The organism is Pseudoduganella sp. UC29_71 (assembly GCF_042693265.1).
GTDB lineage: Bacteria > Pseudomonadota > Gammaproteobacteria > Burkholderiales > Burkholderiaceae_D > Rugamonas.
In genome coordinates, this window is sequence record NZ_CP170549.1 from 1,536,265 (window position 1) to 1,561,589 (window position 25,325).

The 25,325-nt window shown below is 65.2% G+C and carries 16 protein-coding genes and 3 pseudogenes; 14 read left to right on the forward strand and 5 right to left on the reverse strand.

All coding sequences use genetic code 11. The features are described from left to right. Positions 1 to 20: 20 nt before the first annotated feature. From ACFJI2_RS06875 to ACFJI2_RS06895, 5 genes are all read left to right on the forward strand, one after another. On the forward strand, positions 21 to 1,679 hold the full coding sequence (locus tag ACFJI2_RS06875; protein WP_377704332.1) for an alpha-L-fucosidase: 1,659 nt from the start codon (positions 21 to 23) through the stop codon (positions 1,677 to 1,679). A 216-nt stretch (positions 1,680 to 1,895) separates the two neighbouring features. Further along, positions 1,896 to 4,880 carry a TonB-dependent receptor gene (locus ACFJI2_RS06880; protein WP_377704333.1) on the forward strand — a complete coding sequence of 995 codons (2,985 nt, stop codon included), beginning with the start codon at positions 1,896 to 1,898 and terminating at the stop codon, positions 4,878 to 4,880. A gap of 105 nt (positions 4,881 to 4,985) precedes the next feature. Beyond that, complete coding sequence (locus tag ACFJI2_RS06885; RefSeq protein WP_377704334.1) at positions 4,986 to 6,659, forward strand: DUF5597 domain-containing protein; 1,674 nt, start codon at positions 4,986 to 4,988, stop codon at positions 6,657 to 6,659. Between the two features lie 13 nt (positions 6,660 to 6,672). Further along, a complete protein-coding gene (locus ACFJI2_RS06890) occupies positions 6,673 to 9,549 on the forward strand; it encodes a TIM-barrel domain-containing protein (protein ID WP_377704335.1) in 2,877 nt (958 codons plus the stop codon). A 1-nt stretch (position 9,550) separates the two neighbouring features. Further along, positions 9,551 to 11,086 (forward strand): tryptophan halogenase family protein, encoded by a 1,536-nt coding sequence (locus tag ACFJI2_RS06895; RefSeq protein WP_377704336.1) that lies wholly within the window; start codon positions 9,551 to 9,553, stop codon positions 11,084 to 11,086. Between the two features lie 188 nt (positions 11,087 to 11,274). Here the strand turns inward: ACFJI2_RS06895 and ACFJI2_RS06900 are convergent, their stop codons facing one another. Then, on the reverse strand, positions 11,275 to 12,609 hold the full coding sequence (locus ACFJI2_RS06900) for an MFS transporter (protein ID WP_107871570.1): 1,335 nt from the start codon (positions 12,607 to 12,609) through the stop codon (positions 11,275 to 11,277). A 241-nt stretch (positions 12,610 to 12,850) separates the two neighbouring features. On the opposite strand from ACFJI2_RS06900, the gene ACFJI2_RS06905 reads away from it, so the two are divergent. Next, positions 12,851 to 13,249: a VOC family protein gene (locus ACFJI2_RS06905; RefSeq protein ID WP_377704337.1), complete on the forward strand. Its 399-nt coding sequence runs from the start codon at positions 12,851 to 12,853 to the stop codon at positions 13,247 to 13,249. A gap of 120 nt (positions 13,250 to 13,369) precedes the next feature. On the opposite strand, the pseudogene ACFJI2_RS06910 reads toward ACFJI2_RS06905, so the two are convergent. After that, a pseudogene (locus tag ACFJI2_RS06910) lies at positions 13,370 to 13,833 on the reverse strand (transposase); the annotation flags it as partial. Positions 13,834 to 14,221: 388 nt separating this feature from the next. Here ACFJI2_RS06910 and ACFJI2_RS06915 point away from each other — a divergent pair. The 4 genes from ACFJI2_RS06915 (at position 14,222) to ACFJI2_RS06930 (ending at position 17,710) form a co-directional block, all read left to right on the forward strand. Beyond that, a complete protein-coding gene (locus ACFJI2_RS06915; RefSeq protein ID WP_377704338.1) occupies positions 14,222 to 15,253 on the forward strand; it encodes a sensor histidine kinase in 1,032 nt (343 codons plus the stop codon). After that, on the forward strand, positions 15,250 to 16,002 hold the full coding sequence (locus ACFJI2_RS06920; RefSeq protein ID WP_377704339.1) for a LytR/AlgR family response regulator transcription factor: 753 nt from the start codon (positions 15,250 to 15,252) through the stop codon (positions 16,000 to 16,002). Before ACFJI2_RS06915 ends, ACFJI2_RS06920 begins: the two co-directional genes overlap by 4 nt. 19 nt (positions 16,003 to 16,021) lie before the next feature. Next, positions 16,022 to 17,116 carry a S41 family peptidase gene (locus ACFJI2_RS06925; RefSeq protein ID WP_377704340.1) on the forward strand — a complete coding sequence of 365 codons (1,095 nt, stop codon included), beginning with the start codon at positions 16,022 to 16,024 and terminating at the stop codon, positions 17,114 to 17,116. Between the two features lie 174 nt (positions 17,117 to 17,290). Further along, a complete protein-coding gene (locus ACFJI2_RS06930; protein WP_377704341.1) occupies positions 17,291 to 17,710 on the forward strand; it encodes a DoxX family protein in 420 nt (139 codons plus the stop codon). Positions 17,711 to 17,813: 103 nt separating this feature from the next. On the opposite strand, the gene ACFJI2_RS06935 is transcribed toward ACFJI2_RS06930, so the two are convergent. From ACFJI2_RS06935 to ACFJI2_RS06945, 3 genes are all read right to left on the reverse strand, one after another. After that, positions 17,814 to 18,452 (reverse strand): hypothetical protein, encoded by a 639-nt coding sequence (locus ACFJI2_RS06935; protein ID WP_377704342.1) that lies wholly within the window; start codon positions 18,450 to 18,452, stop codon positions 17,814 to 17,816. Between the two features lie 108 nt (positions 18,453 to 18,560). After that, complete coding sequence (locus ACFJI2_RS06940; RefSeq protein ID WP_377704343.1) at positions 18,561 to 19,082, reverse strand: hypothetical protein; 522 nt, start codon at positions 19,080 to 19,082, stop codon at positions 18,561 to 18,563. A gap of 12 nt (positions 19,083 to 19,094) precedes the next feature. Then, positions 19,095 to 21,338: a carbohydrate-binding protein gene (locus tag ACFJI2_RS06945; protein ID WP_377704344.1), complete on the reverse strand. Its 2,244-nt coding sequence runs from the start codon at positions 21,336 to 21,338 to the stop codon at positions 19,095 to 19,097. Positions 21,339 to 21,548: 210 nt separating this feature from the next. Here ACFJI2_RS06945 and ACFJI2_RS06950 point away from each other — a divergent pair, with 210 nt between their 5' ends. From ACFJI2_RS06950 to ACFJI2_RS06965, 4 genes and pseudogenes are all read left to right on the forward strand, one after another. Beyond that, entirely contained in the window at positions 21,549 to 22,160 is a 612-nt protein-coding gene (locus ACFJI2_RS06950; RefSeq protein WP_377704345.1) for a LemA family protein, read from the forward strand. Between the two features lies 1 nt (position 22,161). Beyond that, a pseudogene (locus ACFJI2_RS06955) lies at positions 22,162 to 23,107 on the forward strand (TPM domain-containing protein). A 2-nt stretch (positions 23,108 to 23,109) separates the two neighbouring features. Further along, complete coding sequence (locus ACFJI2_RS06960) at positions 23,110 to 23,607, forward strand: TPM domain-containing protein (RefSeq protein WP_377704346.1); 498 nt, start codon at positions 23,110 to 23,112, stop codon at positions 23,605 to 23,607. Between the two features lie 133 nt (positions 23,608 to 23,740). Further along, positions 23,741 to 25,321: pseudogene (locus ACFJI2_RS06965) on the forward strand (Na/Pi cotransporter family protein); the annotation flags it as partial. Positions 25,322 to 25,325 lie beyond the last annotated feature (4 nt).

Genomic DNA, 25,325 nt, shown 5'->3' on the forward strand with positions numbered 1-25,325 from the left:
CAATAATTCAAGGAGACGCAATGAAACGCAGAGAGCTGTTGAAGCACCTGGGCGCCGCCGTTCCGGCCGTGGCCCTGTCCCATGTTGCGCGCGCGGCCGACGAGCTGACCCAGGCGGCGCCGGGCGCCATCGCCGCCGGCCCCTTTTCGCCGGACTGGAATTCGCTGGTGAAGTACCAGACCCCCGACTGGTTCCGCAACGCCAAATTCGGCATCTGGGCGCACTGGGGACCGCAGTGCGAGCCGGAGTTCGGCGACTGGTACGGCCGCTTGATGTACGAGGAGGGCAGCGACGTCTACCGCTACCACGTCCAGAAGTACGGCCATCCGTCCAAGGTCGGCTTCAAGGACGTGATCCGCCGGTGGAAGGCCGAACAATGGGACCCGGACGCCCTGATGGCGCTCTACAAGCAGGCCGGCGCCCGGTACTTCATGGCGCTGGCCAACCACCACGACAACTTCGACTTGTACAACAGCCGCCACCAGCCGCAGTGGAACGCCATGAAGATGGGGCCGCGCAAGGACCTGATCGGCGGCTGGAGCAAGGCTGCGCGAGCCCACGGCCTGCGCTTCGGCGTGAGCGTGCACGCGGCCCACGCGTGGACCTGGTACGAGACCGCGCAGCGCGCCGACAGGAGCGGCCCCTACGCCGGCATACCCTATGACGGCAAGCTGGCCCGGGCCGACGGCAAGGGCGCCTGGTGGGAAGGGCTGGACCCGCAGGCGCTATACGCGCAGAACCACCCGCTGAGCAAGGCCGATGGCGACGGCGGCGTGCACCACGAACAGTGGCACTGGGGCGGCGGCGCCTCGATACCCGACCAGGCTTACTGCGACAAATTCTTCGCCCGCACGCGCGACCTGATCGATTCCTACGATCCGGACATGGTGTATTACGACGACACCGTGCTGCCCTTGTGGCCGTTCAGCGACGTCGGCCTGCGCCTGGCCGCGCACATGTACAACCGCAGCATCGCCCGCAAGGGCAAGCTGGAGGCTGTCGTGAACGGCAAGATCCTCAACGAGCAGCAGCGCCGCAGCATGGTGCTGGACATCGAACGTGGCCAGAGCAACAAGATTGAGCCGCTGCCATGGCAGACCTGCACCTGCATCGGCAGCTGGCATTACGACCGCCGTGTCTATGACAACAAGGCCTACAAGAGCGCGCGCACGGTGGTGCACACGCTGATCGACGTGGTGAGCAAGAACGGCAACCTGCTGCTGAGCGTACCGGTGCGCGGCAACGGCACCATCGACGAGCAGGAGCGCGCCATTGTCGAGGAAATCGGCCGCTGGATGGCCGTGAACAGCGAAGGCATCTACGACACCCGGCCGTGGGCCGTGTACGGAGAAGGGCCGGTGGCGCAGGAGGCTGGCGCGCCGATGTCGGGCGCGGGCTTCAACGAGGGCAAGAACAAGCCCTACTCGGCGGCCGACATCCGCTTCACCGCCAAGGGCGAGGCGGTGTACGCCTTCGCCATGGGCTGGCCGGACAGCGGCCAGCTGTCCATCGCGTCCATGGCCAGCGGCAGCGCGCACCTGAAGCGCCCGGTGGCGCGCGTGGAACTGGTGGGCAGCGGCCAGGCGCTGGCCTTCCGCCAGACCGCGCAGGGCTTGCAGGTGACGCTGCCCGCCAACCCGCCCGCGCTGGCCTATGCCAGCGCACTGAAGATCACCTGAACAGGCTGCAGGCCGCGCGGCAAATGCGGCTTTTTGTTTGTTGTATTGGTGAATTTCACAATTGCGGCTGCGCCTGCCGGGCCGCACAATGAATCATCGCCATCACGGTTACACGACCGCTGCTACGGCGATCAGACGCTAAAATAAATAGGGACAAGCAAATTGAAAAACTTTAGAAAAACAGCGATCGCAATGGGCGTGGCCCAGATTGCACTCATGGCAAGCGGCGCCGCCTGGGCGCAATCGGCACCGGCTGGCGAGAACACCGGCAAGGGCAACGGCAACGGCAGCACGGTAGTCGTGGTGGGGCAGCGCGCTGCGCTGGAGTCGGCCCAGAAACGCAAACAGGACGCGGACGAAATCGTTGACTCGATCGTGGCCGACGACATGGGCAAGCTGCCGGACAAGTCGGTGACCGAGGTGCTGCAGCGCATGCCGGGCGTGACGATCGACCGCACCATGAACCGCTCCGACCCGCAGCAAGGCGTGGGCGACGGCATCATGCGCTTCGCGGCCGAAGGCACCGGCGTGTCGATCCGCGGCATGAGCTATGTGCGCTCCGAACTGAATGGCCGCGATTCCTTCTCCGCCAACGGCGGCCGCTCGCTGAGTTTTGAAGACGTGCCGCCGGAGCTGATGGCGGGCGTGGATGTCTACAAAAGCCCTTCCGCAGAGCAGATCGAGGGCGCCGTCGGCGGCCTGGTGAACCTGCGCACGGCGATGCCGTTCGACTTCAAGGGACGCAAGGGCGCCATTTCGGTGGAAGCGACCCGCTCGCAGCTGCGCGGCGAGGTGGCGCCGTCGTTCTCCGGCCTGATCTCGGACCGGTGGGACACCGGCATCGGCCAGATCGGCGCGCTGATCGACGTGGCCCGCTCGCGCATCAAGACGCGCAGCGATGGCCTGTCCGTGTCGCCCTACATCCCCCGCACCAACGCCGTGGTGGGCGACAACAGCGGCAAGCTGCGCTGGATTCCGGCCGGCGGCTCTTGGAACCGGGGCGACTTCGATCGCGACCGCCAGGGCCTGTACGGCGCGCTGCAGTGGAAGAAGGATGCCTGGGCTTCCTCGCTGACCTACTTCAAGTCGAAGTACCAGATGGACACGACCGAAGCGTCGCTGTTCCAGTCGGCCAACCCATCCACCATCACGCTCGATCCGGGCGCCACCTTCGACGACAAGGGCGCGCTGCTGACAGGCGTGCTGCGCGCGCCGAGCGAACCCGGCGTGGGCTTCGGCACCAATACGCGCGCCGTCGGCCGCGAAGCCGATACCCGCGACGTTGCCTGGAACCTGACCTGGCGTGCCAGCGACCAATGGGTGTTCCGCTCCGACCTGCAGCACATCAAGGCCACCACGACCGGCTTTGACAACACCGTCGGCCTGGGCGGCTACATGCCCAAGGAGACGCTGGACCTGAGCACGTCGCCGTCGCGTTTCACCTTCGACGATTCGGACCGCGCGTATTTGGCCAACCCTGCCAACTACTATTGGGGTTTCGCCCAGGAGCACCGCGACCAGGCCAAGGCGACCCAGACCGCAGCCCGCCTCGACGCCAAGTTCATTTTCGACAGCCCGGTGCTGCAGGACCTGCGTTTCGGCGTGCGCTTCACCGACCGCGACGCGCAAACGCGCTCCACGCACGATACCGAATGGGCGCAGATTTCGCAGCCATGGGCAGTGGGCGATTCGTGGCAGCCCCTGAGCAAGCTTGCCTACCTGAGCGACCCGCGCTTTGCCGGCGGCACCTCCCCGCAGACCTTCAGCAACTTCTTCAACGGCAAAATGCCGACGCCGCCGCAGTTCGTGGCGCCGGACCTGTCCTGGTCGCAGGGCGCGCCGCCGCAGGGCTTTGAAAAGCTGCACGGCTATACCCAGCTGGTCTGCAAAGCGCCTTGCTCGGTGAACTGGACCCCCGCGCCGTATGGCGACGACAAGGGCCTGAACGTGCAGCACGAAGAGACCAAGGCGGCGTTTGCCCAGCTTCGGTTCGCTTTCGAGAACGCGCTGCCGTATCCGGTGGACGGCAACGTGGGCGTGCGCGTGGTGCGCACCACGTCGACGGCAGAAGGCTACACGCTGTTCAATCCGCCGACCACGCAGCGGCCGGACGTACCGTCGATTCCTAAGCAGTCGGACAGGCAGACCTTCGACAATGGCTACACCAACGTCCTGCCTAGCCTGAACCTGCGCATGAAGGCCGGCAACGAGCTGCAATTCCGCGCCGCCTTCTCGAAAGGGATGACCCGGCCGGACTTCTACCAGATGCAGGCCTACACCACGCTGGAGCAGAAGGTCAACACGCACCAGGACCCGGTAACCAACCAGTCGATTCTCGACTCGATTGCGTACCAGGGTACGGCCCGGGGCAATCCGATGCTGCGCCCGGTGTTGTCGAACAACTTCGACCTGACCGGCGAATACTACTTCGGCCGCAGCAGCTCGTTCACGGTGTCGATGTTCAACAAGCGGCTGAAGGACATCATCATCGGCCAGACCTCGACTTACCGCCTGAACGATACCGCCGGCCAGCCGCATGACTTCCTGATCACGTCGCAGGTCAATGGCGCCACGGGCCGTGCGCGCGGCGTGGAGATCGGCTACCAGCAGTACTTCGACAAGCTGCCAGGCTTGCTGGCCGGCTTCGGCGTGTCGGGCAACTACACCTACATCGACAGCCGCATGAACCTGGGCTCGCCGGTCACCCGCAGCTGGTGCACGCCGAAGGACACCATGGACGCCAACCTGGCGCGCGACCTGGCCGGTTGCGACACGGACGGCCATGTGCTGGGCGGCCTGCCGATGGTGGGCATGTCGAAGAACGCCTACAACCTGGCGCTGCTGTACGACCAGGGACCGCTGTCCACCCGCTTGGCTTATACCTGGCGCGGCAAGTACCTGCAGGCGGCCAACGCCTACGGCACCGCCAGCAACGACGGTATCGACCGCAATCCGGACAGCCCGAACTTCGGCCAGGGCTACTCGGTGAACTACGCCCTGCCGACCTGGGGCGGCGCGTACGGCCAGCTTGACATGGGCGTGCATTACAAGGTGAGCGACAACTTCAGCGTGGCCTTTGAAGCGCAAAACCTGACCAACGCGCTGTACAAGCAGTATATGCAGCAGGGTATCGGCCTGAAGGACCGCTCGGCCTTCTTCACCGGCCGCCGCTTCACGCTGCAGGCGCGCTACTCGTTCTGAGGGTAGGCAGTCCGCAGCAGGGCCTCCCGCAATCGCCGCAGGTTGCGGGAGGCCCGTGCGCTTGCTTTGCTTGTTTCGCTTGCTTCGCCAATTTTTCAAGAGCCCATGAAGAAAACCGCCAACCTCCTTGCCGTGCTGTGCGCGCTGGCCTTGCCCCCGGCGCTGGCCGGTACCGCCGTTCCGATTCCCCACCTGGTCCAGAAAGACGGGCGCCACGCGCTCATCGTTGATGGCCAGCCTTACACCATGCTGGGCGCACAGGCGCACAATTCGAGCAATTACCCGGGGGCGCTGGACAAGGTCTGGGCCGCCGTGAAGGACGCGCACGCCAACACGCTGGAGATCCCCGTGGCGTGGGAGCAGTTCGAACCGGCCGAGGGCAAGTTCGATTTCAGCTACGTCGATACGCTGCTGGCGCAGGCGCGCCAGCACAAGGTGCGCCTGGTGCTGCTGTGGTTCGGCACCTGGAAGAACACCGGCCCGCAGTACGCGCCGGAATGGGTGCGCTTCAACAACGAGCGCTTCCCGCGCATGATAGGCAAGGACGGCAAGAATAGCTACTGCCTCTCGCCGCTGGGCGAGCAGACGCTGAAGGCCGACACGCGCGCCTTCACCGCGCTGATGGCGCACCTGAAGAAGATAGACGAGGCCCATCGCACCGTGATCATGGTGCAAGTGGAGAACGAGGTGGGCACCTACGGCACCGTGCGCGACTTCGGTCCCGCCGGCGAGGCGGCGTTCCGCCAGCCGGTGCCGACCGCCGTGCTGGCACGCAAGAAGGCGCCGCCGTCCGTTGCCGGCGCGCCCAGCGGCAGCTGGTCCGAAGTGTACGGCCCCTACGCGGACGAGTACTTCCACGCCTGGGCCGTCGCCAGCTACATCGAGCAGATCGCCAAGGCGGGGAGGGCGGTGTACGACCTGCCGATGTTCGTCAACAATGCGCTGCGCGATCCGCTTGAGCCCATGGCGCCGTGGAAGGGCAATTTCGCCAGCGGCGGCCCGACCTACGACGTGATCGACATCTACAAGGCCGCCGCGCCGCACATCGACGTTGCCGGGCCGGACCTGTATATGCCGGAATCGGCCAAGCTGGGCGCCACGCTGGCGCTGTTCCAGCGCCCCGACAACGCGCTGTTCGTGCCCGAAATGGGCAACGCGCCGGGCTACGCGCGCTACATCTACCAGATCCTGGGACGTGGCGCCATCGGCGTGGCGCCGTTCGGCATCGACTACGCGGAGTACAGCAACTACCCGCTCGGTTCCAAGGCCAGCGACAAGACCATGGTCGAGCCTTTCGGCCGCGTCTTCGCGGCCTTCCGCCCCATGGCGCAGCTGTGGGCCAGGTGGTCGCTGGAAGGGCGCACCCACGGCATCGCCGAAAGCGACGAGCGCACGCCGCAGAGCGTGGCGCTGAAGGACTGGAAAGTGACCGCATCCTTCCGCCAGTGGCAGTTCGGGAACGTGGTGGACGTCAAAGGTGACGGCAAGGCGGACCAGCAGGATTACCCGGCCGGCACCGAATCGCCCAACGGCGGCGCGGCGCTGGCGCAGACAGGCGACAACGAATTCATCGTCGTCGGCCAGCGCGTGCGCCTCGCCTTCGAGGGCAGCGGCGCCAACGCTGGCAAGCCTTCCATGTATGCGCGCGTGGAGGAAGGGCGCTTCGACGCCGCCGGAAAATGGGTCATGGAACGCAACTGGAACGGCGACCAGACCGACTGGGGCATCAACCTGCCCGCCACACCCACGGTCCTGAAAATTCGTATGCGCACCCACTGAAAGCAGGAAAACAATGCAGATCACACCGAAATTGAGCACCGCCGCGTGGCTGGTGCTGGCAGCGTGGGGCACGGCCCACGGCGCCAGTTTTGAAAATACCGCCACCGGCCTGGTGGTGCGCCCGGACCAGGGGCCGGCCAGGGAAGTGCGGCTGGAAGTCATGCAGGACAACATCATCCACGTCGTCAAGGTGGACCAGCCGGGCAAGCACCTGACGCCGTCGCTGATGACGGTAGCCGCGCCGTGCGCCTGCAAGTTCACCGTGGCCGAAAAGGGCAAGGCAGTCACGCTGAAGGCCGGGCGGATCTCGGCCACCGTGTCGCTGGCGAACGGCTACGTGCAATTCGCCGACGCCAGGGGCAAGGTCTTCCTCAGGCAGGCGGCGGAGGAGATCGCGCCCGTCACGGCGGGCGGCAAGCCCTTTGTCGCCATCACCGAGGGCTTCAACCACGGCACGCGGGACGCCTACTACGGCCTGGGCCAGCATCAGAACGGCCAGATGAACCTGAACGGCGAGGACGTGCTGCTGGCCCAGCACAATATGGACGTGGCGGTGCCCTTCCTGGTATCGGACAAGAACTACGGCCTGTTATGGGACAACAACGCCATCTCGCGCTTCGGCGACCCGAAGCCCTATGGCCCCATGGGACGCGACCTGAAGCTGGTGGATGACGAAGGCAAGGCCGGCGGCCTCACGGCCCGCTACTACGTGGGCGGCAAGCTGATGCTCACCCGCCACGAGAAGGACATCGCCTACCAATACCTGAAGGACGTGGCCGAGAACTGGCCCAAGGAATTGGGCGACCTGAAGGAGCTGAAGGACGTGAAGGTGGTTTGGGACGCCACCCTCAGCACCGACAAGCCGGGCGTGCACAAGATGCAGCTGTACTCGTCCGACTACGCCACGCTGACGCTGGACGGCAAGCAGGTGCTGGACGTGTGGCGCCAGGGCTGGAACCCGTGGTACCAGAACTTCGAAGTCAACTTCGCCAGGGACAAGCCGGTGAAGCTGCACCTGGAGTGGAAGCCCTCCGGCGGCATGGTGGCCATCACCCACAACGATCCGCTGCCCGACGCCGAGCGCCATTCGCTGACCATGTCGTCCGAGGTGGCCGAGGCCATCAACTACCACGTCATCAGTGCCGACAGCATCGACAAGGTCATCGCCGGCTACCGCCACCTGACGGGCCAGGCGCCGATGATGCCGAAATGGGCTTACGGCTACTGGCAGTCGCGCCAGCGCTACGAGACCCAGGAGCAGCTGCTGGACGTGGTGCGCGAGCACCGCAAGCGCGGCTGGCCGCTGGACGCCATCGTGCAGGACTGGTTCTACTGGCCGCAGGACGGCTGGGGTACGCATGACTTCGACAAGACGCGCTTCCCCGATCCCAAGGCCATGGTGGACGAGGTCCACAAGAACAACGCCCGCATCATGCTGTCGGTGTGGGGCAAGTTCTACGCCAACACCGACAACTACAAGGAGTTCGCAGCCAAGGGCCATATGTGGACCAAAAACGTCGAGAACGGCGCGCTGGACTGGGTCGGCCCCGGCTACAGGAACAGCCACTACGACCCGTACACCCAGGAGGCGCGCGACATCTACTACCGCCAGCTCAAGACCAAGCTGGTGGACCTGGGCTTCGACGCCTGGTGGATGGACAACAGCGAGGCGGATGTGCAGTCCAACTCGCGCCCGGAGGACTTCAAGCAGCTGATCGGGCCAACCGTGTACGGTGCCGGCGAAGTCACCTTCAACCCTTACAGCCTGGTGCACAGCCAGGCCATGATAGACGGCCTGCGGCGCGACCAGCCGGACACGCGCCAGTTCATCCTGTCGCGTTCCGGCTTCGCCGGCATTCAGCGCAACTCGGTTGCGGTGTGGAGCGGCGACACGGTGGCGCGCTGGAACAACCTGTACGACCAGATTTCGGCGGGCGTGAACTTCTCCATGTCCGGCATTCCGAACTGGACGCACGACATCGGCGGCTACGCCCAGGAAGAGCGCTTCCAGAGCGGCGACATCGGCTCGGCGCAGGAAAACCGCAGCACCGGCGCGGCGCAGATCAAGCCGGAAGACCTGAAGGAATGGCAGGAGCTGAATCTGCGCTGGTTCCAGTTCGGCGCCTTCAGCCCGCTGTTCCGTTCGCACGGCGAAGTGGTCAAGCGCGAGATCCACATCATCTCCCCGGAAGGTTCGGAGATGCGCGACTCCATGGTCTGGTACGACAAGCTGCGCTACCGCCTGATGCCCTACATATACGCCACCGCGTCGGACACGCACCACAACTCCGGCACCATCATGCGCGGCCTGGTGATGGACTTCCCGGCCGACGACAAGGTGAAGGACATCAAGGACCAGTACCTGTTCGGCCACAGCCTGATGGTGGCGCCGGTGCACGTGTACGGCGCGCGCGAGCGCAGCGTGTATATGCCGAAAGGCACGTCCTGGTACGACTTCGACACCGGCGAGGTGCACAAGGGAGGCGCATCCGTCACCGTGAAGGCGCCCTACGGCCGTATTCCGGTGCTGGTGAAGGCCGGCGCCATCCTGCCGATGGGGCCAGTGACGCAGTACGTGGACGAGCGCCCGGACGCGCCGCTCACGCTCAACGTCTACACCGGCGCCGACGGCAGTTTCAGCCTGTACGAGGACGACGGCGTGACCAACGCCTATGCGCGCGGTGAATTCAGCCGCATCCCGCTCAGCTACAACGACAAGACCGGCACCGTCACCATAGGCGCGCGGGCCGGGCAGTACAAGGGCATGGTGGCCAGGCGCGAGTTCCGCGTGCGCTTCATCAAGCCCGGCATGTCCACGTCGCAGGCGCTGGACGACGCGCAGCATGTGATCAGCTACGAAGGCAAAGCCATTACCGTGAAGGGGAAATAATATGGACCAGGGACGCGGCCGGGCCATCCGCAAAATTGTCATCGTCGGCGGCGGCACCGCCGGTTGGATGACGGCTGCGCCGCTGGCGCTCAGGCTGGGCAAGGCCTGCGAGATCGTGCTGGTGGAGTCGCCGGAAATCGGCACGGTGGGCGTGGGCGAGGCGACGCTGCCCACCATCGCTTACTACAACCGCGCGCTCGGCCTGGACCCGGCCGATTTCGCCAGGAAGACCAAGGCCACCTTCAAGCTCGGCATCGAGTTCAAGGACTGGGGCCACGTGGGCAACCGCTTCTTCCACGGCTTCGGCGATTTCGGCCCCTCCATCGAAAACCGCTCGCCGTATATGTACTGGCTGCGGCTAGCGCGCGAGTTCAAGGACATGCCAACCTACGAGGACTGGTCGGCGGCAACGGCCATGGGGCGGGCCAACCGCTTCGTGGAGCCTTACGGCGACCAGCCCGCCGTTACCAACGCCTTCAGCTACGCCTATCACTTCGACGCCGGGCTGTACGCGGCCTATTTGCGCGACTACGCGATGCAGCGCGGTGTGGCGCGCATCGAAGGCATGATCACGGCGGCGGAGCAGCATCCGGAGACCGGCGTCATCACCGCCGTCAGGCTGCGCGATGGCAGCCGGGTCGAGGGCGACCTGTTCATCGATTGCTCGGGCTTTCGGGGACTGCTGATCGAAGGCGTCTACCAGGCCGGCTATGACGACTGGAGCGCCATGCTGCCCTGTAACAGCGCGCAGGCCGTGCCGTGCGCAAGGGTGGAGCCGCTCACGCCGTACACGCGCTCGACTGCGCAAAGCGCCGGCTGGACCTGGCGCATTCCGCTGCAGCACCGCACCGGCAACGGCTACGTGTACTGCAATGGGTTCACGTCGGACGAGGAAGCATCGCGCGTGCTGCTCGCCGGCCTGGACGGCCGCGCGCTCGACGAGCCGCGCCAGCTGCGCTTTACCACGGGCCGCCGCCGCAAATCCTGGATTAAGAACTGCGTGGCCATCGGCCTGTCCAGCGGCTTCCTGGAGCCGCTCGAATCGACCAGCATCAACATCATCGAAAACTCGGTGGGCTGGCTGCTGCAGCACTTCCCGGACCGCGACTTCCAGCCCGCGCTGGCGGACGAGTTCAACCGGCTGGTGTCGCAGCGCTACGAGTCGGTGCGCGACTTCATCGTCATGCACTACAAGATCACGCAGCGGGACGACTCGGCGTTCTGGCGCTACTGCGCCGCCATGCCGGTGCCGGACACGCTGCTGCACCAGATCGAGCTGTTCCGCGAAACGGGCCGCGTGGCCATCTATGATCCGGAAGGCTTCCAGGTGTCGTCCCACATCTCTATCATGGCCGGGCTGGGCATCACGCCCAAGACCTACGATCCGCTCATCGACCTGATGGACCTGCAGGCGCTGCGCACCCATTTCGACCGCGTGCGCGACACCATCTCCCGCGCCATTCAGGCCATGCCGGACCACGGCGCCTACGTCAGCCAGCTGGCCGCCGAGCCACTCCTGTCAGGGCTGGCCGCCTGAGCCTGGCCAACCTGGCGGCCATGCTGCGCCATGGCATCTTGCATGTTTGAGTGGCCTCGCCACCAGCGCGTCGCCAAACTCCTCGCCTCCCTCAACGCGGATTTTCTTGCCCAATCCTGCTGCTATTTTGGCCGCCATGACGACGCCACCACTCCTGGGTGGCGCCATGCATGCCGGGCGGGAACCGGTCAGGTTGCTGCGGTCTGCGCCGCGCTGGCCGGTTCCGGCGTGCCGTCGTCGTGGTAGAACGGCGCCTTCCAGCAGACGATGAAGGAGGGGATGGTGGCAACCATCACGAACACAAAGTAGGTCACGTAGCCCATCATCTCCTGCAGATAGCCGCTCAACACGCCGGTGACCATGCCGCACAGGCCCATCAGGCCGGTGCCGAAGGCGTAATGGGTGGTGGCATACTTGCCCGGTGCCAGCTGCTGCATCAGGTAGATCATGAAGCCCACCGCGCCGAAGCCGAAGAAGAACTTCTCGATCACCACGCCGGCGCTGATGGCGAGCACGCTGTCAGGCTGGTAGACGCTCATCACCAGGAAGGTGGCGTTGGGGATGTTGATGGCGCAGCACAGCGTAAACAGCGTGGCTTTCAGGCCGCGCCGTGCCACGAACCAGCCGCCCAGCAAAGAGCCCAGCAGCACGGCCGCCAGGCCGTAGGTGCCGTAGATGATGCCCAGCTGCTCGTTGGTCAGCCCCAGGCCGCCCTTGGCCACCGGGTCCACCATGAAGAAGGGGCCGATCTTTTCCAGGAAGCCCACGCTCAGGCGGAACAGGAAGGCGAAGGCGATCATCAGCCACACGCCGCGCTTGGCGAACAGCGTGCGGAAGGCGTCCACCAGGATGCGGCGCGCTTCGGCTGCGGAGGAGGGCGTGTCCGGCGCGCGGGCGCCATCCGGCATCACGCGCACGTGCCAGGCCATCATCAGCAGCGTGAGCACGGCCACGATGATGAAGATGATGCGCCAGGCATCCATCCACTCGGGGCCGAAGGTCTTGGGGTCATGGCCGAACACGTCCGCGTGCAGGCGGCCGGACAGGTAGACCAGGCCGCCCGAGGCGACGATGGGGCCGACGTTCCAGGACAGGCTCTGGATGCCGCAGTACAGCGACTGGCTGCGCGCATCGAGCGAGGTGACGTAGACGCCGTCGCTGGCGATGTCCTGGGTGGCGCCGATGAACGACATCAGCACGAACATCACCATCAGCAGCACCAGCGCGCCGGGCAGCGCCATGGCCAGCGCGATGGCGCCAAAGCCGAGCGCCAGCAGCAGCTGGGTGGACAGCACGAAGAACTTCTTGGTGCGGTACATATCGACGAAGGGGGCGAACAGGGGCTTGATCGTGTAGGCGAAGATCAGCAGGCTCGAATAGCCGGCCGCCTGGCCATTGTCCATGCCCAGGTTCTTGAACATGATGGAACTGACGCTGGTCAGCATCACGTAGGCCAGCGCCATGGTGAAGTAACCTGTGGGCACCCATAGCAGCGGCGAGGTAGTGGGGCGAGTTGGTGGCATTGCGTGTCTCCGTTGCTGCTCGTTAACTTCTTTATGATCGGTTTTGAAAACGTTTTCACATTTCTTGAAAACGTTTTCATGATAGCGAGAGACTTTCCTTAAAGTCAAACAAAAACGCAGGTTTGCTGCAATTTCATTGCCTGCTGAGAGAATTTTCGGCAGCGTGTCTATTTTGCGTGCCGCCGTCCGTCGTAGGGATGTAGCATCGACTGCCGACTTCACCCTAACCAAGGAAAATGCCATGAAAAACCAGATCATCCTCAACTTGCCCGTGAAGGACCTGAACAAGTCCAAAGCCTTCTTCTCCGCGCTCGGCTTTACTTTCAGCGACCGCTTCAGCGGCGAGAACGCAGCGTTCATGAACATCGCCGGCGACACCATCCAGGCCATGCTGACGACCGAGCCGTTCTTCCAGTCCCTGATCGGCAAGCCCGTCGCGCAGGCGAAGGAAGCCAATGAAATCGTCATCTGCCTGAGCTGCGAAAGCCGGGAGGAAGTCGATACCATCATCGCCAAAGCCATTGCCGCCGGCGGCCGCACACCGCATCCGCCGGAGGACCATGGTTTCATGTATGACCAGGGCTTCGAGGACATTGACGGCCACCTGTGGAACCTGGTCTGGACGGCGCCGGAAGAATAAGCGGGGACCGCACTAGCAACCCGCATCAGAGTGCAGGGGCAGACAACCTGTCGGCACAGCCGGAGCAGCTACCGGACGTTGGATTGATGGGTGAGAATTTGCGCATTTTTTGCCGGGGCAACACAAGCCGAAGCCCCAGTTGCGCTGGTTGTGCGTCAACCTGACCAGCCAGTCCGCTATCTCCTCGTTTTCTGCCGATAATTTGGGCCGGTAACGGTAGCATGTCTGGCTGATACCGAAGGCCAGGCAAGCCACACGCACGCTCATGCCGCGCTCAGCGACTGCCCGTTGCGCCATCTCGCGACGGCGTGACGGGCTTACCACTTTTTTAAGATGGCCTCGGCGACGACTTCAGCTTTGAGTTTTTCCTCGACGTACATCTTCTTCAGGTGCCGGTTTTCTTCTTCCAACTCCTTCATGCGCGCCATCAGCGAGGCGTCCATGCCGCCATACTTGGCTCGCCACTTGTAGAACGTGGCTGCGCTCATGCCGTGCTCGCGGCATAACTCCGGCACCGGCGTGCCGCTCTCGGCTTGCTTGATGATGGCCATGATCTGGCTGTCGGTAAAACGGGACTTCTTCATGTAGAACCTTCCAATTGCTTAATAGAAAATTCTACTTCTAAACGCGTTTCTTTTCAGGGGGGATTACCTGACAATTCGTGAATTTTCAATTCAGGAAGGATACTGTCCTGCGTGCTGGCGACCGAGTTCCGCTAGTTCAGACGTTCGTGGTTACCAAATCACGCTGATCCTAAACCCAAAGCCGCATTGGCTCGCATGTCCTTACCCCAATCTCCGACCGACTGGGCCGCAAGATATGCACGGGTCGCCGCAATTGACTCGACCGCCGCCAGGCCATTGTCTAAGGTGGGGGCTTTCGTACCTCTGGACCTTCCATGCGTGCATTGCTTTCTATTCGTTGGGTGATTGAAACGCTAGAATTGCAGAATTGCACTTCTGGAAACCCCGCGTGAAAGTCGAAACCCCTTTGCTCGTTCCTGTGCTGGCCGCACTGCCGGTGTCAGCCTGCATGGTCATTCTGGGCCTGCCCGCCGTCAGTGATCACTATATCGTAGCCTTTCGTACGCTGTTCCTGGTCGCCTGCCTGTTGTGGCTTATTCCATTGACGCTGCTTCAGCGGGCCATGTGGCGTCGCGATTGGTCCTGGCTGCGCATGGGATTGATACTGCTGGTGATCACCTATGCCATGGCCATTACGAACGCCCTGCTGGGGCAGCGGTTCGGGATCGCGCTCGGCATGGAAACCGGCTATCAATGGGGCAGGCTGGCGCGGGGACTGGATAGCTGCTGGCTGGCGCTGATCGCCTTTTGTGCGGTCCACGCGGTGGCGGCCTATTACCTGTCGCTGCAGCAGCTGCGATTGCATCTGGCCCAGGCGCAAGGCGCCGCGCGCGATGCCGAGTTGCACGCGCTGCGCCTGCAGGTTAATCCACACTTCCTGTTCAACTCCCTGAATGCGGTGTCGGCGCTGGTGTCGGCCCAGGCCAACCGGGAGGCCAACCGCATGCTGGCGTCGCTGTCCGACTTTCTGCGTGCCACCCTGGCGCATGACGGCGGCCACGAGCATGCGCTGGCCGATGAACTGGCCCTGCTCGACGCCTACCTCGCCATCGAAAAGGCGCGCCTCGGCGAACGCCTGCGCCTGACGATGAAGGTCGGCCCCGACCTGCTGGACAGCGTCGTGCCTTACCTGATCCTGCAACCACTGGTGGAGAACGCGATCCGTCACGGCATCGCACCGCTGGCCAGTCCCGGCCTGCTCGACATTCTGGTCGAGCGCGATGGCGAGCGTCTCTTGATCGACGTGCGGAACGACGGCCAGCGGCGGCCGCAAGAGGGGAGCGGCATCGGCCTGTCCAACGTCCGGGAACGCCTGCGCCGCTTGTACGGCACGAATCAGCAGGTGGACGCGGAATGGGGCGCGGACGGGCGCTTCCACGTACGCATTGCGCTGCCACGGCGCGGCATGGAGGCGGCATGACGATCCGGGTGGTGATTGCCGACGACGAGCCGCTGGCGCGGCTGGCGGTCAAAGTCAGGCTTGCGCGCCACGCTGGGTTCGCGCTGGTGGGCGAATTCGGGGACGGCGCCAGCGCTTACCAAGGGATCGTAACGCTGAAGCCCGACCTGGTGTTTGTCGATGTGGAGATGCCGGGGCAGAGCGGCCTGGAGGTGCTGGCCGCGCTGCCACCGGCGCAGCGGCCGATGGCGATCCTGCTCACGGCCTACGACAGCTTCGCCGTGCAAGCCTTCGAACTGGCCGCACTCGATTACCTGCTCAAGCCTGTGGATGACGAACGCTTCGACGAAGCTCTCGACCGCGCGCAGCAGGCATTCCCGTACCGCGGCCGTGGGCGTGCCGCCGTGGCGTCGGCGCCGCTGGCGCGTACGTTCAGCGTGCGGGTCGGTTCGCGCACCGTGCTGGTGCCGGTGGCCGAAGTTGAACGGATCGAGGCGGACGGTGATTATGCCACCCTGCATGCCAACGGCAAGACGTGGCTGGTGCGCGAACGCCTGCACAACCTGGCGACGCAGCTCGATCCGTCCCAATTCCACCGCGTGCACCGCTCGTCCATCGTGCGGCTGGACATGATCGCCGAACTGCGCTCACTCACCAACCGCGATGCGCTGCTGCGCATGCGCGACGGCAGTGTCTTGCGCGCCAGCCGCACCTATATGCCTGCCCTGGCGGCAGCACTGCAACAGCTCGAAGCAAGATCAGATTCGTAGTCCAACCAGGAGGGAATGTATGTCGTGTAAAAAGAAGTTTGTTGCCGGCTTGATGTTGAGCATGTTGTTGTCGATTCCCGCCTTCGCGGCCGACGTCGCCCCGTTGACCGAGTCCGATCGCGCTGCGATTGTGCAGACGTTGAAAGCGAAAATGAACGCGAATTACATTGAGCCCGCCGTGGCCGAACGTGTGGGCCTTGCGATTGCAAGCAAACAGGCGAAAGGAGGCTATGCGTCCGCCGCCAGCGCGCAAGCGCTCAGTGAGGCATTGGCGAAGGACTTGCGCGAATTCAGCGGCGACAAACATTTCGGCGCCGGGGTTTTCGAAGGTTTTCGTGAATTCAGCGGTACCTCCGACTTGCCCAGCCGCGCCAAGATGGAAGAATGGCGCGAGCGGAGCGCACGGCGGGGTTATGAGATCCAGAAAATCGAACGCCTGCCCGGCAACGTCGGCTACATAGAGCTGCGCGCCTTCGGAGGACCCGAGTTCGTCGCTCAGGCATATACGGCGGCGATGCTGCTCATGGCGGGGACGGATGCGTTGATCATTGACCTGCGCCGCAACGGTGGCGGGAGCCCGGCCAGCGTGGCCTATCTGATGAGCCATTTCTTCCCGCTCGGCGACGAGCGGCACCTGATTGACATCTATAATCGCCCGGAGAATACGACGCAGCAGTACTGGACGGTGCCGACGGTCGCACAGCGTTACGACAAGCCCGTGTACGTGCTGACCTCGGCGCGCACGTTTTCGGGCGGGGAGGATTTCGCGTATGGCATGCAGGTGCAGAAGCGCGGAACGCTGATCGGGGAGACCACCGGCGGAGGTTCCAATCCCGTTGGCTGGTACAGCGTAGGGAACGACATTGCTGTCGCGATCCCGACCTCGCGCACGACCAACTTCGTCACCAAGACCAACTGGGAACACGTCGGCGTGAAACCGGACATCGCCGTGCCTGCGGCGCAGGCGCTGCAGACGGCACATGTCGCCATCCTGCGCAACCTGGCGTTATCCGCAAAGGACGATAAAGAGCGCACGGAACTGCAACGCCATCTCGCCATGGCGGAGAAGGGAGAAACAGAGAAGCCAGTCTATATCCTCCGGGGAGAGCGTTAATCGCATATAGCTCAGTCAACAGCCTGCCGCGCCAGCATGCGCCTTCGGTGATAGACTTCGCCAGACCAGAGCAATGCTGATTGGCGCGGGGCCGAAGCGTGTCGCGCTGGTTCTGCTGGAGGGCATTTTCAGAATGGCCTGATTAGCACCTCAAGCTTCGACAAGGAGAACATCATGCAAACCGCAAGCCGTACCGGCATGGACGACGCAGGCAAGCTGCTTTTGCGCGCGACGCTGGCGATTCTGTTGTTGTTCCACGGCGCTGCGAAGATCGCGGGCGGCGTCGGCTTCATTACCGGCATGCTGGCCAAGGCCGGCCTGCCGCCTGCACTGGGCTACCTGGTGTATGTGGGCGAGGTGCTGGCGCCGCTGATGATATTGGTGGGGGTCTTTACGCGCCCGGCCGCGCTGGTGGTGGCGATCAATATGGTGGTGGCGGTGCTGCTGGTGCACATGGGCCAGATCTTCACGCGCAACGACACCGGCGGCTGGGCGCTGGAGCTGCAAGCGATGTACCTGGCCGGCGCGCTGGCCGTGGCCCTGCTGGGCGCGGGCCGCTATAGCCTGGGCGGGGCGGCGGGGCGCTTCAACTAGCCCAGCGTCACCGTCACTCTGCGAGGAAGGCGTCCATGGCCTTGGTGGGGGCTGTCGCCGTCCCATGCCGAGGCAGGCCAGCGCGAGCAGCGTCTTCAGCATGCTAGGCGCCGAACCGGATCGTGTCCTTGCTGGGCGTCCCGATATCGGGCGCGTCCAGTTTTTCCACCAGCTCCATGCTCCAGCCGCACGTCTTCTTGGGGCAGCGGATGACGGGGTATTCGGCGCTGTTGATATTGTGGGAGTGCGATACCTTGATCTCCCGCCGCAATTCCGCCGCGCTGGAAAATTCGACCGTCACGGGCCGGTTCTTGCCGCTGCATTCAGGGTTGTTGCACACGAAGTAGGCGTGCTTGGGGCCGTCGTCCCGATCCGCCATTTGCTTGGGGACGCCGCCCTGGCCGTAGAAGCGTTCGTGGATGCGGGCGAACAGCGCCAGGTTGTTGTCGACCACCGCGCGCACGTCGGCGCGGATGCCGGCGGTGAGCGAGTCGTCGCTGTCGAAGGTGCTCACGCGGCCGCCGCCGAAGCTGTAGCGCGGCATGTTCTTCTGGCCGGCCCTGCGTCCGTCGGGGAAGATGTAGACGTAGGGGCCGTGGTTTTCCAGGTGCAGTTCGAACTTGTAGTCCATATTGTTCTGCCACACGGTGATCTCGCGGATCTCCTGGTCGGTCACACCGCAGCCTCCTTGCGAGGCCGGTGTGGTGAGCATTTTGTCGTTATGGAGAAAGTAGAAGCGCATGGTTCATTTCCCTGGAAGGTGGACGAGATAGTTATCAAATAATAACATTTTTGGCGGCGCCAGATCCGGCGCGGGCGCCGCCACGGTCCCTTCCTCGCGGTATCTTCCTTATGGCTGCTTGCGCCGGCGCGCCGGGCGCATCGCCAGCAGGCCCGCCGCCACCAGCAGCGCCGTGCCCGGAACCGGAATGGCGTTGATGGCGAAGGACTGCAGCGGCGAGTCGTCCAGCTGCGCCGGGGTATAGAAGGCGTCGTTGCTCCAGTCGAACAGGCCGTTGGCGCCGGTGGTGTCGAGCGACAGCGTGTCGCCCAGGTCCACCAGGGTCAGGTAGAAGCCGGCGTCCTGCTCGCCCAGCACCGACGGGTTGGTGTTGGCCAGGAAGACCCAGGATTCAGGCTGCGCGTTCTCCAGGTTCCACACCTTGTTGATGGTGGTGGTCTGGGCCAGGTCCACCAGCGTGCCGGCGATTTGCGTAATGCCGTAGGGCGAACTGCTGTCGTAGTAGAACTGGCCGTTGAACTGGCCGTCGCGCCAGGTGGCGTCGAGCTGGTACCAGCCGATGTGGGCGGCCAGCGCAGACTGCGAGAACAGCGTGAGCGCCAGGGCGAATAAGGTGTAAAGCTTTTTCATTTCTTCTCCAGGTCAGGGGACGAGCAGTTCGTCGATATTGGCCAGGCTCTGGCCGGTGGACTCGAAGCGCAGCGTGTTGTTGCTGCCGGCGGCGAGGTTGACGGTGGCGGTCATGGTGGTCCAGGTGGTCCAGCTGCCGGTGATCTTGAAGGTGATGGCTTGCGATACGCCGTTCACTTTCAGCACGCCGGTGCGCGGCGTGGGGTTGCCGTTGGCGTAGCGGATGGTGATGGTCTTGACGCCGCCGGCGCCGCCGTTGATGCGGCCGAATTCCGCGCTGCCGCCGGTGGCGGGGAAGGTGAGGAAGCCGGTGCCGCGGTAGCCTGCGCGGTCGGTCCTGGCGGCCGTGCCGCCGCCCACGATGGCGGTTTCGCCCTGCACCGTGCCGGTGCCGTCATACGGGATGTGCACCGGGTCCTGCGGGAACGACGTGGCGCCGGCGCCCAGGTAGAAGCTCGGGTGCGGCGGCTGGTTGTAGCCGGCGTTCTGGGCCGCCACCTGGCTGCGGTACTGCGGGTTGTGCATCAGCGTGTTGATGCGGGTGGCGGTCGGTATCGTGGTGCTGTAGATCTGCAGCTCCGTATTGGCGGCGTTGCGCCAGATGACCTCCTCGCGCCAGTCGCCGAACAGGTCGGCCGTCAGAACCGGCGTGGCCTTGGTGCCGTTGTTGGAGGCGGCGCCGTTGAGCGCGGCGTCCACGATCTTGCTGCCGGTGCGGGTCACGGGGTCGAACTTGTCGATCGAGGTGCTGCCCATCGGTTCGCGCAGCAGGTCGCCGTCCCACCAGGCGGCGAAGTTCATATAGGCGGTGGGCGCGGTGCTGTTGATCAGGGCGCCGGTGGCGGTGCGGAAGCCGCCCCGGCTGGCCCAGCATTCCTCGCCTTCGTAATTTGGGTCGATGTCGAAGCATACGCCGCGCCCGACGTCCGCATTGGAACCGCTGGCGCCCCAGATCAGCGCGCCTGTGGCTGCGTCGTGCATGCCGGAGCCGGTGGCGCCGTAGACGGCTGGCGTTTCGTGCACCATGTAGTACTGCAGGCCGGGACGGTTCGGATCGAGTTTGCCGAAGTGCAGGGCATCGCCGTGGCCCAGGCCGGTGGCGTATTTCAGCTGGCCGTAGCTGTCTATGGTGGCCGCGCCGTAGACGATGTCGTCCTTGCCGTCGCCGTCCACGTCGCCGGTGGCGAACCAGTGCGCGCCCTGGCCGCGCGCCGCGGCGCCGGCGACGTCGGTGTCGAACACCCAGCGGCTGGTGAGGGCGCCGTCGCGCCAGTCCCAGGCGGCGATCACGGCGCGCGTGTAGTAGCCGCGCGAGAAGATGGCGCTGGGGCGGTTGCCGTCCAGGTTGGCCACGCCGCCCAGGAAGCGGTCCACGCGGTTGCCGTAGTTGTCGCCCCACGAGGAGACGGTGCCGCGCGCGGGCAGGTAGTTCACGGTCTTCATGGCGGCGCCGCTCAGGCCGTTGAACACGGTGAGGAACTCGGGGCCGGTGAGGATGTAGCCGGCCGTGTTGCGGTGGTCCGCCGTGGCCGAGCCGATCACCACGCCCTGGCCGTCCACGGTGCCGTCGGCGGTCTTGGCCATGACCTCGGCCTGGCCGTCGCCGTCGAAGTCATAGGCGAGGAAGGTGGTGTAGTGGGCGCCGGCGCGGATGTTCTTGCCCAGGTCGATGCGCCACATGCGCGTGCCGTCCAGCTTGTAGGCGTCCAGGTAGGTGTTGCCGGTGTAGCCGGACTGCGAATTGTCCTTGGCGTTGGTGGGCTGCCACTTGATGATGATTTCGTAGGTGCCGTCGCCGTCCAGGTCGGCGGTTGAACCGTCGTTGATCTCGTAGGTGTAGGCTTCGCCGGCCGGCGTCGTGCCGCCGGCCGGGACCTGCACCGGGATGGACTTGTAGGCGTTGGCCCAGGTGGCGCCTGCTTCGAAAGCCGGCTGCTCCACGCCGCCGACCACGGCGCGCACCGCGTAGCTGCCGGCCGTGGTGCCGGCCGCGTCGGTGTAGTTGAGGGCGTCGAGCGGGGTGGCGTTGAGCTTGCTGCCGTTGCGGTACACATTGAAGGTGGTGCCCGCCGCGTCGCCGGCCAGCTGGCGCCAGCTGATGAACACCCCTGCCGGCGACTTGATGGCGACGGCGCCGCGGTTGAGGTTTTCTATCTGCTTGCCGGGCGAGGTGATGACGGCCTGTGCGCTGCCGGCCATGGCCAGCAGTGCGAGCATCAGGTAGGTTGCGGACGAGGCTGTAGCTTTTCGAAGCATGGTTTTGTCTCCCTTTGTGGATGTATTTTTGCGCCTGCGCTGGCAAAGGTACTGCAAATAGTTTGCAAAAAGTTCATGCGGGGCGGGCGCAAACGCAATCGCTCAACAAGTCGAGCAAAGCCGTTGTAAATGCGTCGGCCGGCCTGTCATGCGCCGCCGCGCGGGACATGCGTATAAACTGGGCTCAACCATGAAAGCCACGGAGGGCATATGCGCAGCTTGGGGATAGTGTTGATGCTGGCGGCGACGCTGCTGTTGAACGGCTGCGGCTACAACACCTTGCAGTCCGGCGACGAGCAGGTGAAGGCCAGCTGGTCGGAGGTGGTGAACCAGTACCAGCGGCGGGCCGACCTGGTGCCCAATCTGGTGAACACGGTGAAGGGGTATGCGGCGCACGAGAAGGAGGTGCTCACGCAGGTGGCCGAGGCGCGCTCGCGGGCGGGCGCCATCCAGGTGACGCCGGAGCTGCTGAACGATCCGGCTGCGTTTGCGCGCTTCCAGCAGGCGCAGGGGCAATTGACCGGCGCGCTGTCCAAGCTCATTGCCGTGAGCGAAAACTATCCGCAGCTGAAGGCGGACGCGGGCTTTCGCGACTTGCAGGCGCAGCTGGAGGGCACGGAGAACCGCATCGCGGTGGCGCGCAACCGCTATATCAAGGCCGTGCAGGACTATAACGTGACCGTGCGTTCCTTCCCGACCAACCTGGTGGCGAAGATGTTCGGCCATAGCGTGAAGCCCAACTTCACGGTGGAAAACGAGCGCGCCATTTCCACGCCGCCGGCTGTCAATTTCGACGCGCCCAAGCCGCTGCCGGGTAAATGATATGGGCGCGCTCCGCCTTTGGCTGATCGGCTTGCTGCTGGCGTGCGCGCAGGGCGCGTGGGCGCAGCAGCCGGCCGCCGTGCCGGCGCTGAACCGGCCCGTGACCGATCTCACTTCGACACTCGACGCGGCGCAAATTGCCCGGCTGGAGGCAACATTGCGTGCTTTTGAGCAACGCAAAGGGAGCCAGATTGCGGTGCTCATCGTGCCGAGCACCCAGCCGGAGCCGATAGAGCAGTATGCGATACGGGTGGCCGAACAGTGGAAGATCGGGCGCAAGAAGGTGGATGACGGCGCGATCCTGATCGTGGCCAAGGACGACCGGGCGCTGCGCATCGAAGTCGGCTACGGGCTGGAGGGGGCGCTGAACGACGCGACCAGCAGGCGCATCATCGAGGAGGCGATCACGCCGCGCTTTCGCAGCGGGGGACTTTTACGGCGGCATCGCTGCCGGGCTGGATAGCATGATGAAGGTAATCGATGGCGAGCCATTGCCGGCGCCGGCCGCGCAGGCGGGGCAAGGCAGCCGGGCCGGGCAGGCCGGGCGGGCGCCGCAGTTGGGCGGGCTGGGCCAGATGCTGCCGGTGGCGCTGGTGGGCGCCGTGGTGCTGGGCGGCGTGCTGCGCGCAGTGCTGGGACGGTTTCTTGGCGCGGCCGTCACCGGCGGCGTGATCGGCGTTGGCGCCTTCCTGATGGCCGGTGTGCTGGCGGCGGCGCTGGCCGGCGGCATCGCTTTCCTGTTCACGCTGCTGAGCGGCGGCATGGGCGCGGGGCGCGGGCGCGGCGGCTGGATAGGCGGGGGCGGCCTGGGGGGCTTGGGCGGCCTGGGCGGCGGCTTCGGCGGCGGTGGTGGTGGCGGGGGCGGGGGCGGCTTTGGCGGCGGAGGTGGAGGCTGGGGCGGCGGTGGCGGCGGCTTTGGCGGCGGCGGCGCGTCGGGGCGGTGGTAGCCATGGACATGGGGCGCTTCCTGCGGCATCTGTTCACCACGCGCGCAGCGGTGCGGCGGCATTTTCCGCCGGCCTCGCTGCAGGCCATCACGGCCGCGATCGCCGAATCCGAACTGGGGCACCGGGGCGAGATCCGTTTCGTCATCGAACCCGCGCTGGAACCGGCGCAGCTGCTGGCCGGGATGGCGCCGCGCGAGCGCGCGCTGGCAGTGTTCTCCGACCTGCGCGTGTGGGACACCGAAGAAAACAGCGGCGTGCTGATCTACGTGCTGCACGCCGACCATGCCATCGAGATCGTGGCCGACCGGGGCATCCACGCCGCCGCCGGCCAGCAGACCTGGCAGCGCATCGCGGCGGACATGGAGCGCGATTTCGCTGCCGGCGACTACGGCGCGGGCGCGCTGCGCGGCATTGCCGCGGTGTCGGCCGAGCTGCGGCGCCACCTGCCGCGCGGCGGCGGCGACGTGGACGAGCTGCCGAACGAGGTGACGCTGCTCTGACCCTGCTTTGACACAGGCCGCCACTGTTGGGGATTCGCAACTTCTTCGCTGGCTATCGGTGTAGTATTCAGAGACCGGCGTGCTTTGCCGTGGGGCGGCTGGACGCGACTGGACCAGAGGCTGGAGGGCGACGATGGGCGTGAAGGTGTTGCTGGACTTGCTGGGCGGCGTTGCGCTGCTGCTGTGGGGCTTGCACATGGTGCATAGCGGCATCGTGCGCGCATTCGGGAGCAAGATCCGCCGCTTCCTGGGCATGATACTGCAGAGCCGCTACCGCGCCTTCGCCGCCGGCGTGGGCGTGACGGCCATACTGCAAAGCAGCACCGCCACCGCCTTGATGCTGGGCTCTTTTGCCGCCTCCGGCCTGGTGGGCCTGGTCCCGGCGCTGGCCGTCATGCTGGGCGCCAATGTCGGCACCACGCTCATCGTCCAGCTGCTGTCCTTCGACTCCTCCGCCTTCGCCCCGGTGCTGCTCATTTTGGGCGTGGCCGCGTTCAAGCGCGGCACCCGCACCATCGTCAAGGACCTGGGCCGCGTGGCCATCGGCCTGGGGCTGATGCTGCTGTCGCTGCACCTGCTGCTCGACAGCCTGGCGCCGGCCGAGCATGCGCCCGGCGTGCGCGAACTGTTTTCCGCCGTCACTGGCGAGCCGCCTCTGGCGCTGCTGATCGGCGCGGCGCTGGCCTGGGCCGCGCACTCCAGCGTGGCCATCATCCTGCTGACCATGTCGCTGGCCGCGTCCCAGTTCGTCACGCCGGTGGCGGCGCTGGCGCTGGTGCTGGGCGCCAACCTGGGCAGCGCGCTCAATCCGCTGCTCGAGGGCGCCGCCAGCACCAACCCGGCGCACCGCCGCCTGCCGGTGGGGAACCTGGTCAACCGCGTCGTTGGCTGCGCGCTATTCCTGCCGCTGCTCGATCCCGTGGTCCGGCTGATCCAGGCCGTGGACCCGAACCCGGTGCGCCTGGCGGCCGACTTCCATGCGCTGTTCAATATCGTGATGGCGCTGCTGTTCATCCTGCCGCTGGGGGCGTTCGCGCGCCTGCTGGAGCGCTTCCTGCCCGACGTGAAAACGGCCACCGACCTGTCGGTGCCGCTGTACCTGGGTGAAGGCGTGAACGACACGCCGTCGGTGGCGCTGGCCTGCGCCGCGCGCGAAACGCTGCGCATGGGCGACATCGTGGACACCATGCTGGAGCAGACCATGACGGCCATCCTGACCAACGACCGCAAGCTGGTGAGCGAAGTGAGCCAGAAGGACAACGCGGTGGACCGCCTGCACGAAGCGGTGAAGCTGTACGTGATCAACGTGACGCACGGCGCGCTGGAGGAAGCCGAGGCGCGGCGCGCGCTGGAGGTGCTCAGCCTGGCCATCAACCTGGAGCACATCGGCGACATCATCGACAAGAACCTGATGGAGCTGGCCAGCAAGAAGATCAAGCGCCAGCTGCAGTTCTCGGCCGAAGGCGCGCGCGAGCTGCAGGAGTTTCACCGCGTGGTGCGCGACAACCTGCGGCTGGCCATGACCATCTTCCTGTCCGGCGACCTGAAATCGGCGCGCCGGCTGCTGAGCGAGAAATCGCGCATCCGCGAGCTGGAGTTCGCCGCCTCCGAGAACCATATCGCGCGCCTGAAGGAAGGGCGCGTGGAGAGCATCGAAACCAGCTCGCTGCACATCGACATCCTGCGCGACCTCAAGCGCATCCACTCGCACATCTGCT

Coding starts and splice junctions, on each gene's coding strand:
- ACFJI2_RS06875 (WP_377704332.1), top strand. CDS start 21: ATGAAACGCAGAGAGCTGTTGAAGCACCTGGGCGCCGCCGTTCCGGCC.
- ACFJI2_RS06880 (WP_377704333.1), top strand. CDS start 1,896: ATGGCAAGCGGCGCCGCCTGGGCGCAATCGGCACCGGCTGGCGAGAAC.
- ACFJI2_RS06885 (WP_377704334.1), top strand. CDS start 4,986: ATGAAGAAAACCGCCAACCTCCTTGCCGTGCTGTGCGCGCTGGCCTTG.
- ACFJI2_RS06890 (WP_377704335.1), top strand. CDS start 6,673: ATGCAGATCACACCGAAATTGAGCACCGCCGCGTGGCTGGTGCTGGCA.
- ACFJI2_RS06895 (WP_377704336.1), top strand. CDS start 9,551: ATGGACCAGGGACGCGGCCGGGCCATCCGCAAAATTGTCATCGTCGGC.
- ACFJI2_RS06900 (WP_107871570.1), bottom strand. CDS start 12,609: ATGCCACCAACTCGCCCCACTACCTCGCCGCTGCTATGGGTGCCCACA.
- ACFJI2_RS06905 (WP_377704337.1), top strand. CDS start 12,851: ATGAAAAACCAGATCATCCTCAACTTGCCCGTGAAGGACCTGAACAAG.
- ACFJI2_RS06920 (WP_377704339.1), top strand. CDS start 15,250: ATGACGATCCGGGTGGTGATTGCCGACGACGAGCCGCTGGCGCGGCTG.
- ACFJI2_RS06925 (WP_377704340.1), top strand. CDS start 16,022: ATGTCGTGTAAAAAGAAGTTTGTTGCCGGCTTGATGTTGAGCATGTTG.
- ACFJI2_RS06930 (WP_377704341.1), top strand. CDS start 17,291: ATGCAAACCGCAAGCCGTACCGGCATGGACGACGCAGGCAAGCTGCTT.
- ACFJI2_RS06935 (WP_377704342.1), bottom strand. CDS start 18,452: ATGCGCTTCTACTTTCTCCATAACGACAAAATGCTCACCACACCGGCC.
- ACFJI2_RS06940 (WP_377704343.1), bottom strand. CDS start 19,082: ATGAAAAAGCTTTACACCTTATTCGCCCTGGCGCTCACGCTGTTCTCG.
- ACFJI2_RS06945 (WP_377704344.1), bottom strand. CDS start 21,338: ATGCTTCGAAAAGCTACAGCCTCGTCCGCAACCTACCTGATGCTCGCA.
- ACFJI2_RS06950 (WP_377704345.1), top strand. CDS start 21,549: ATGCGCAGCTTGGGGATAGTGTTGATGCTGGCGGCGACGCTGCTGTTG.
- ACFJI2_RS06960 (WP_377704346.1), top strand. CDS start 23,110: ATGGACATGGGGCGCTTCCTGCGGCATCTGTTCACCACGCGCGCAGCG.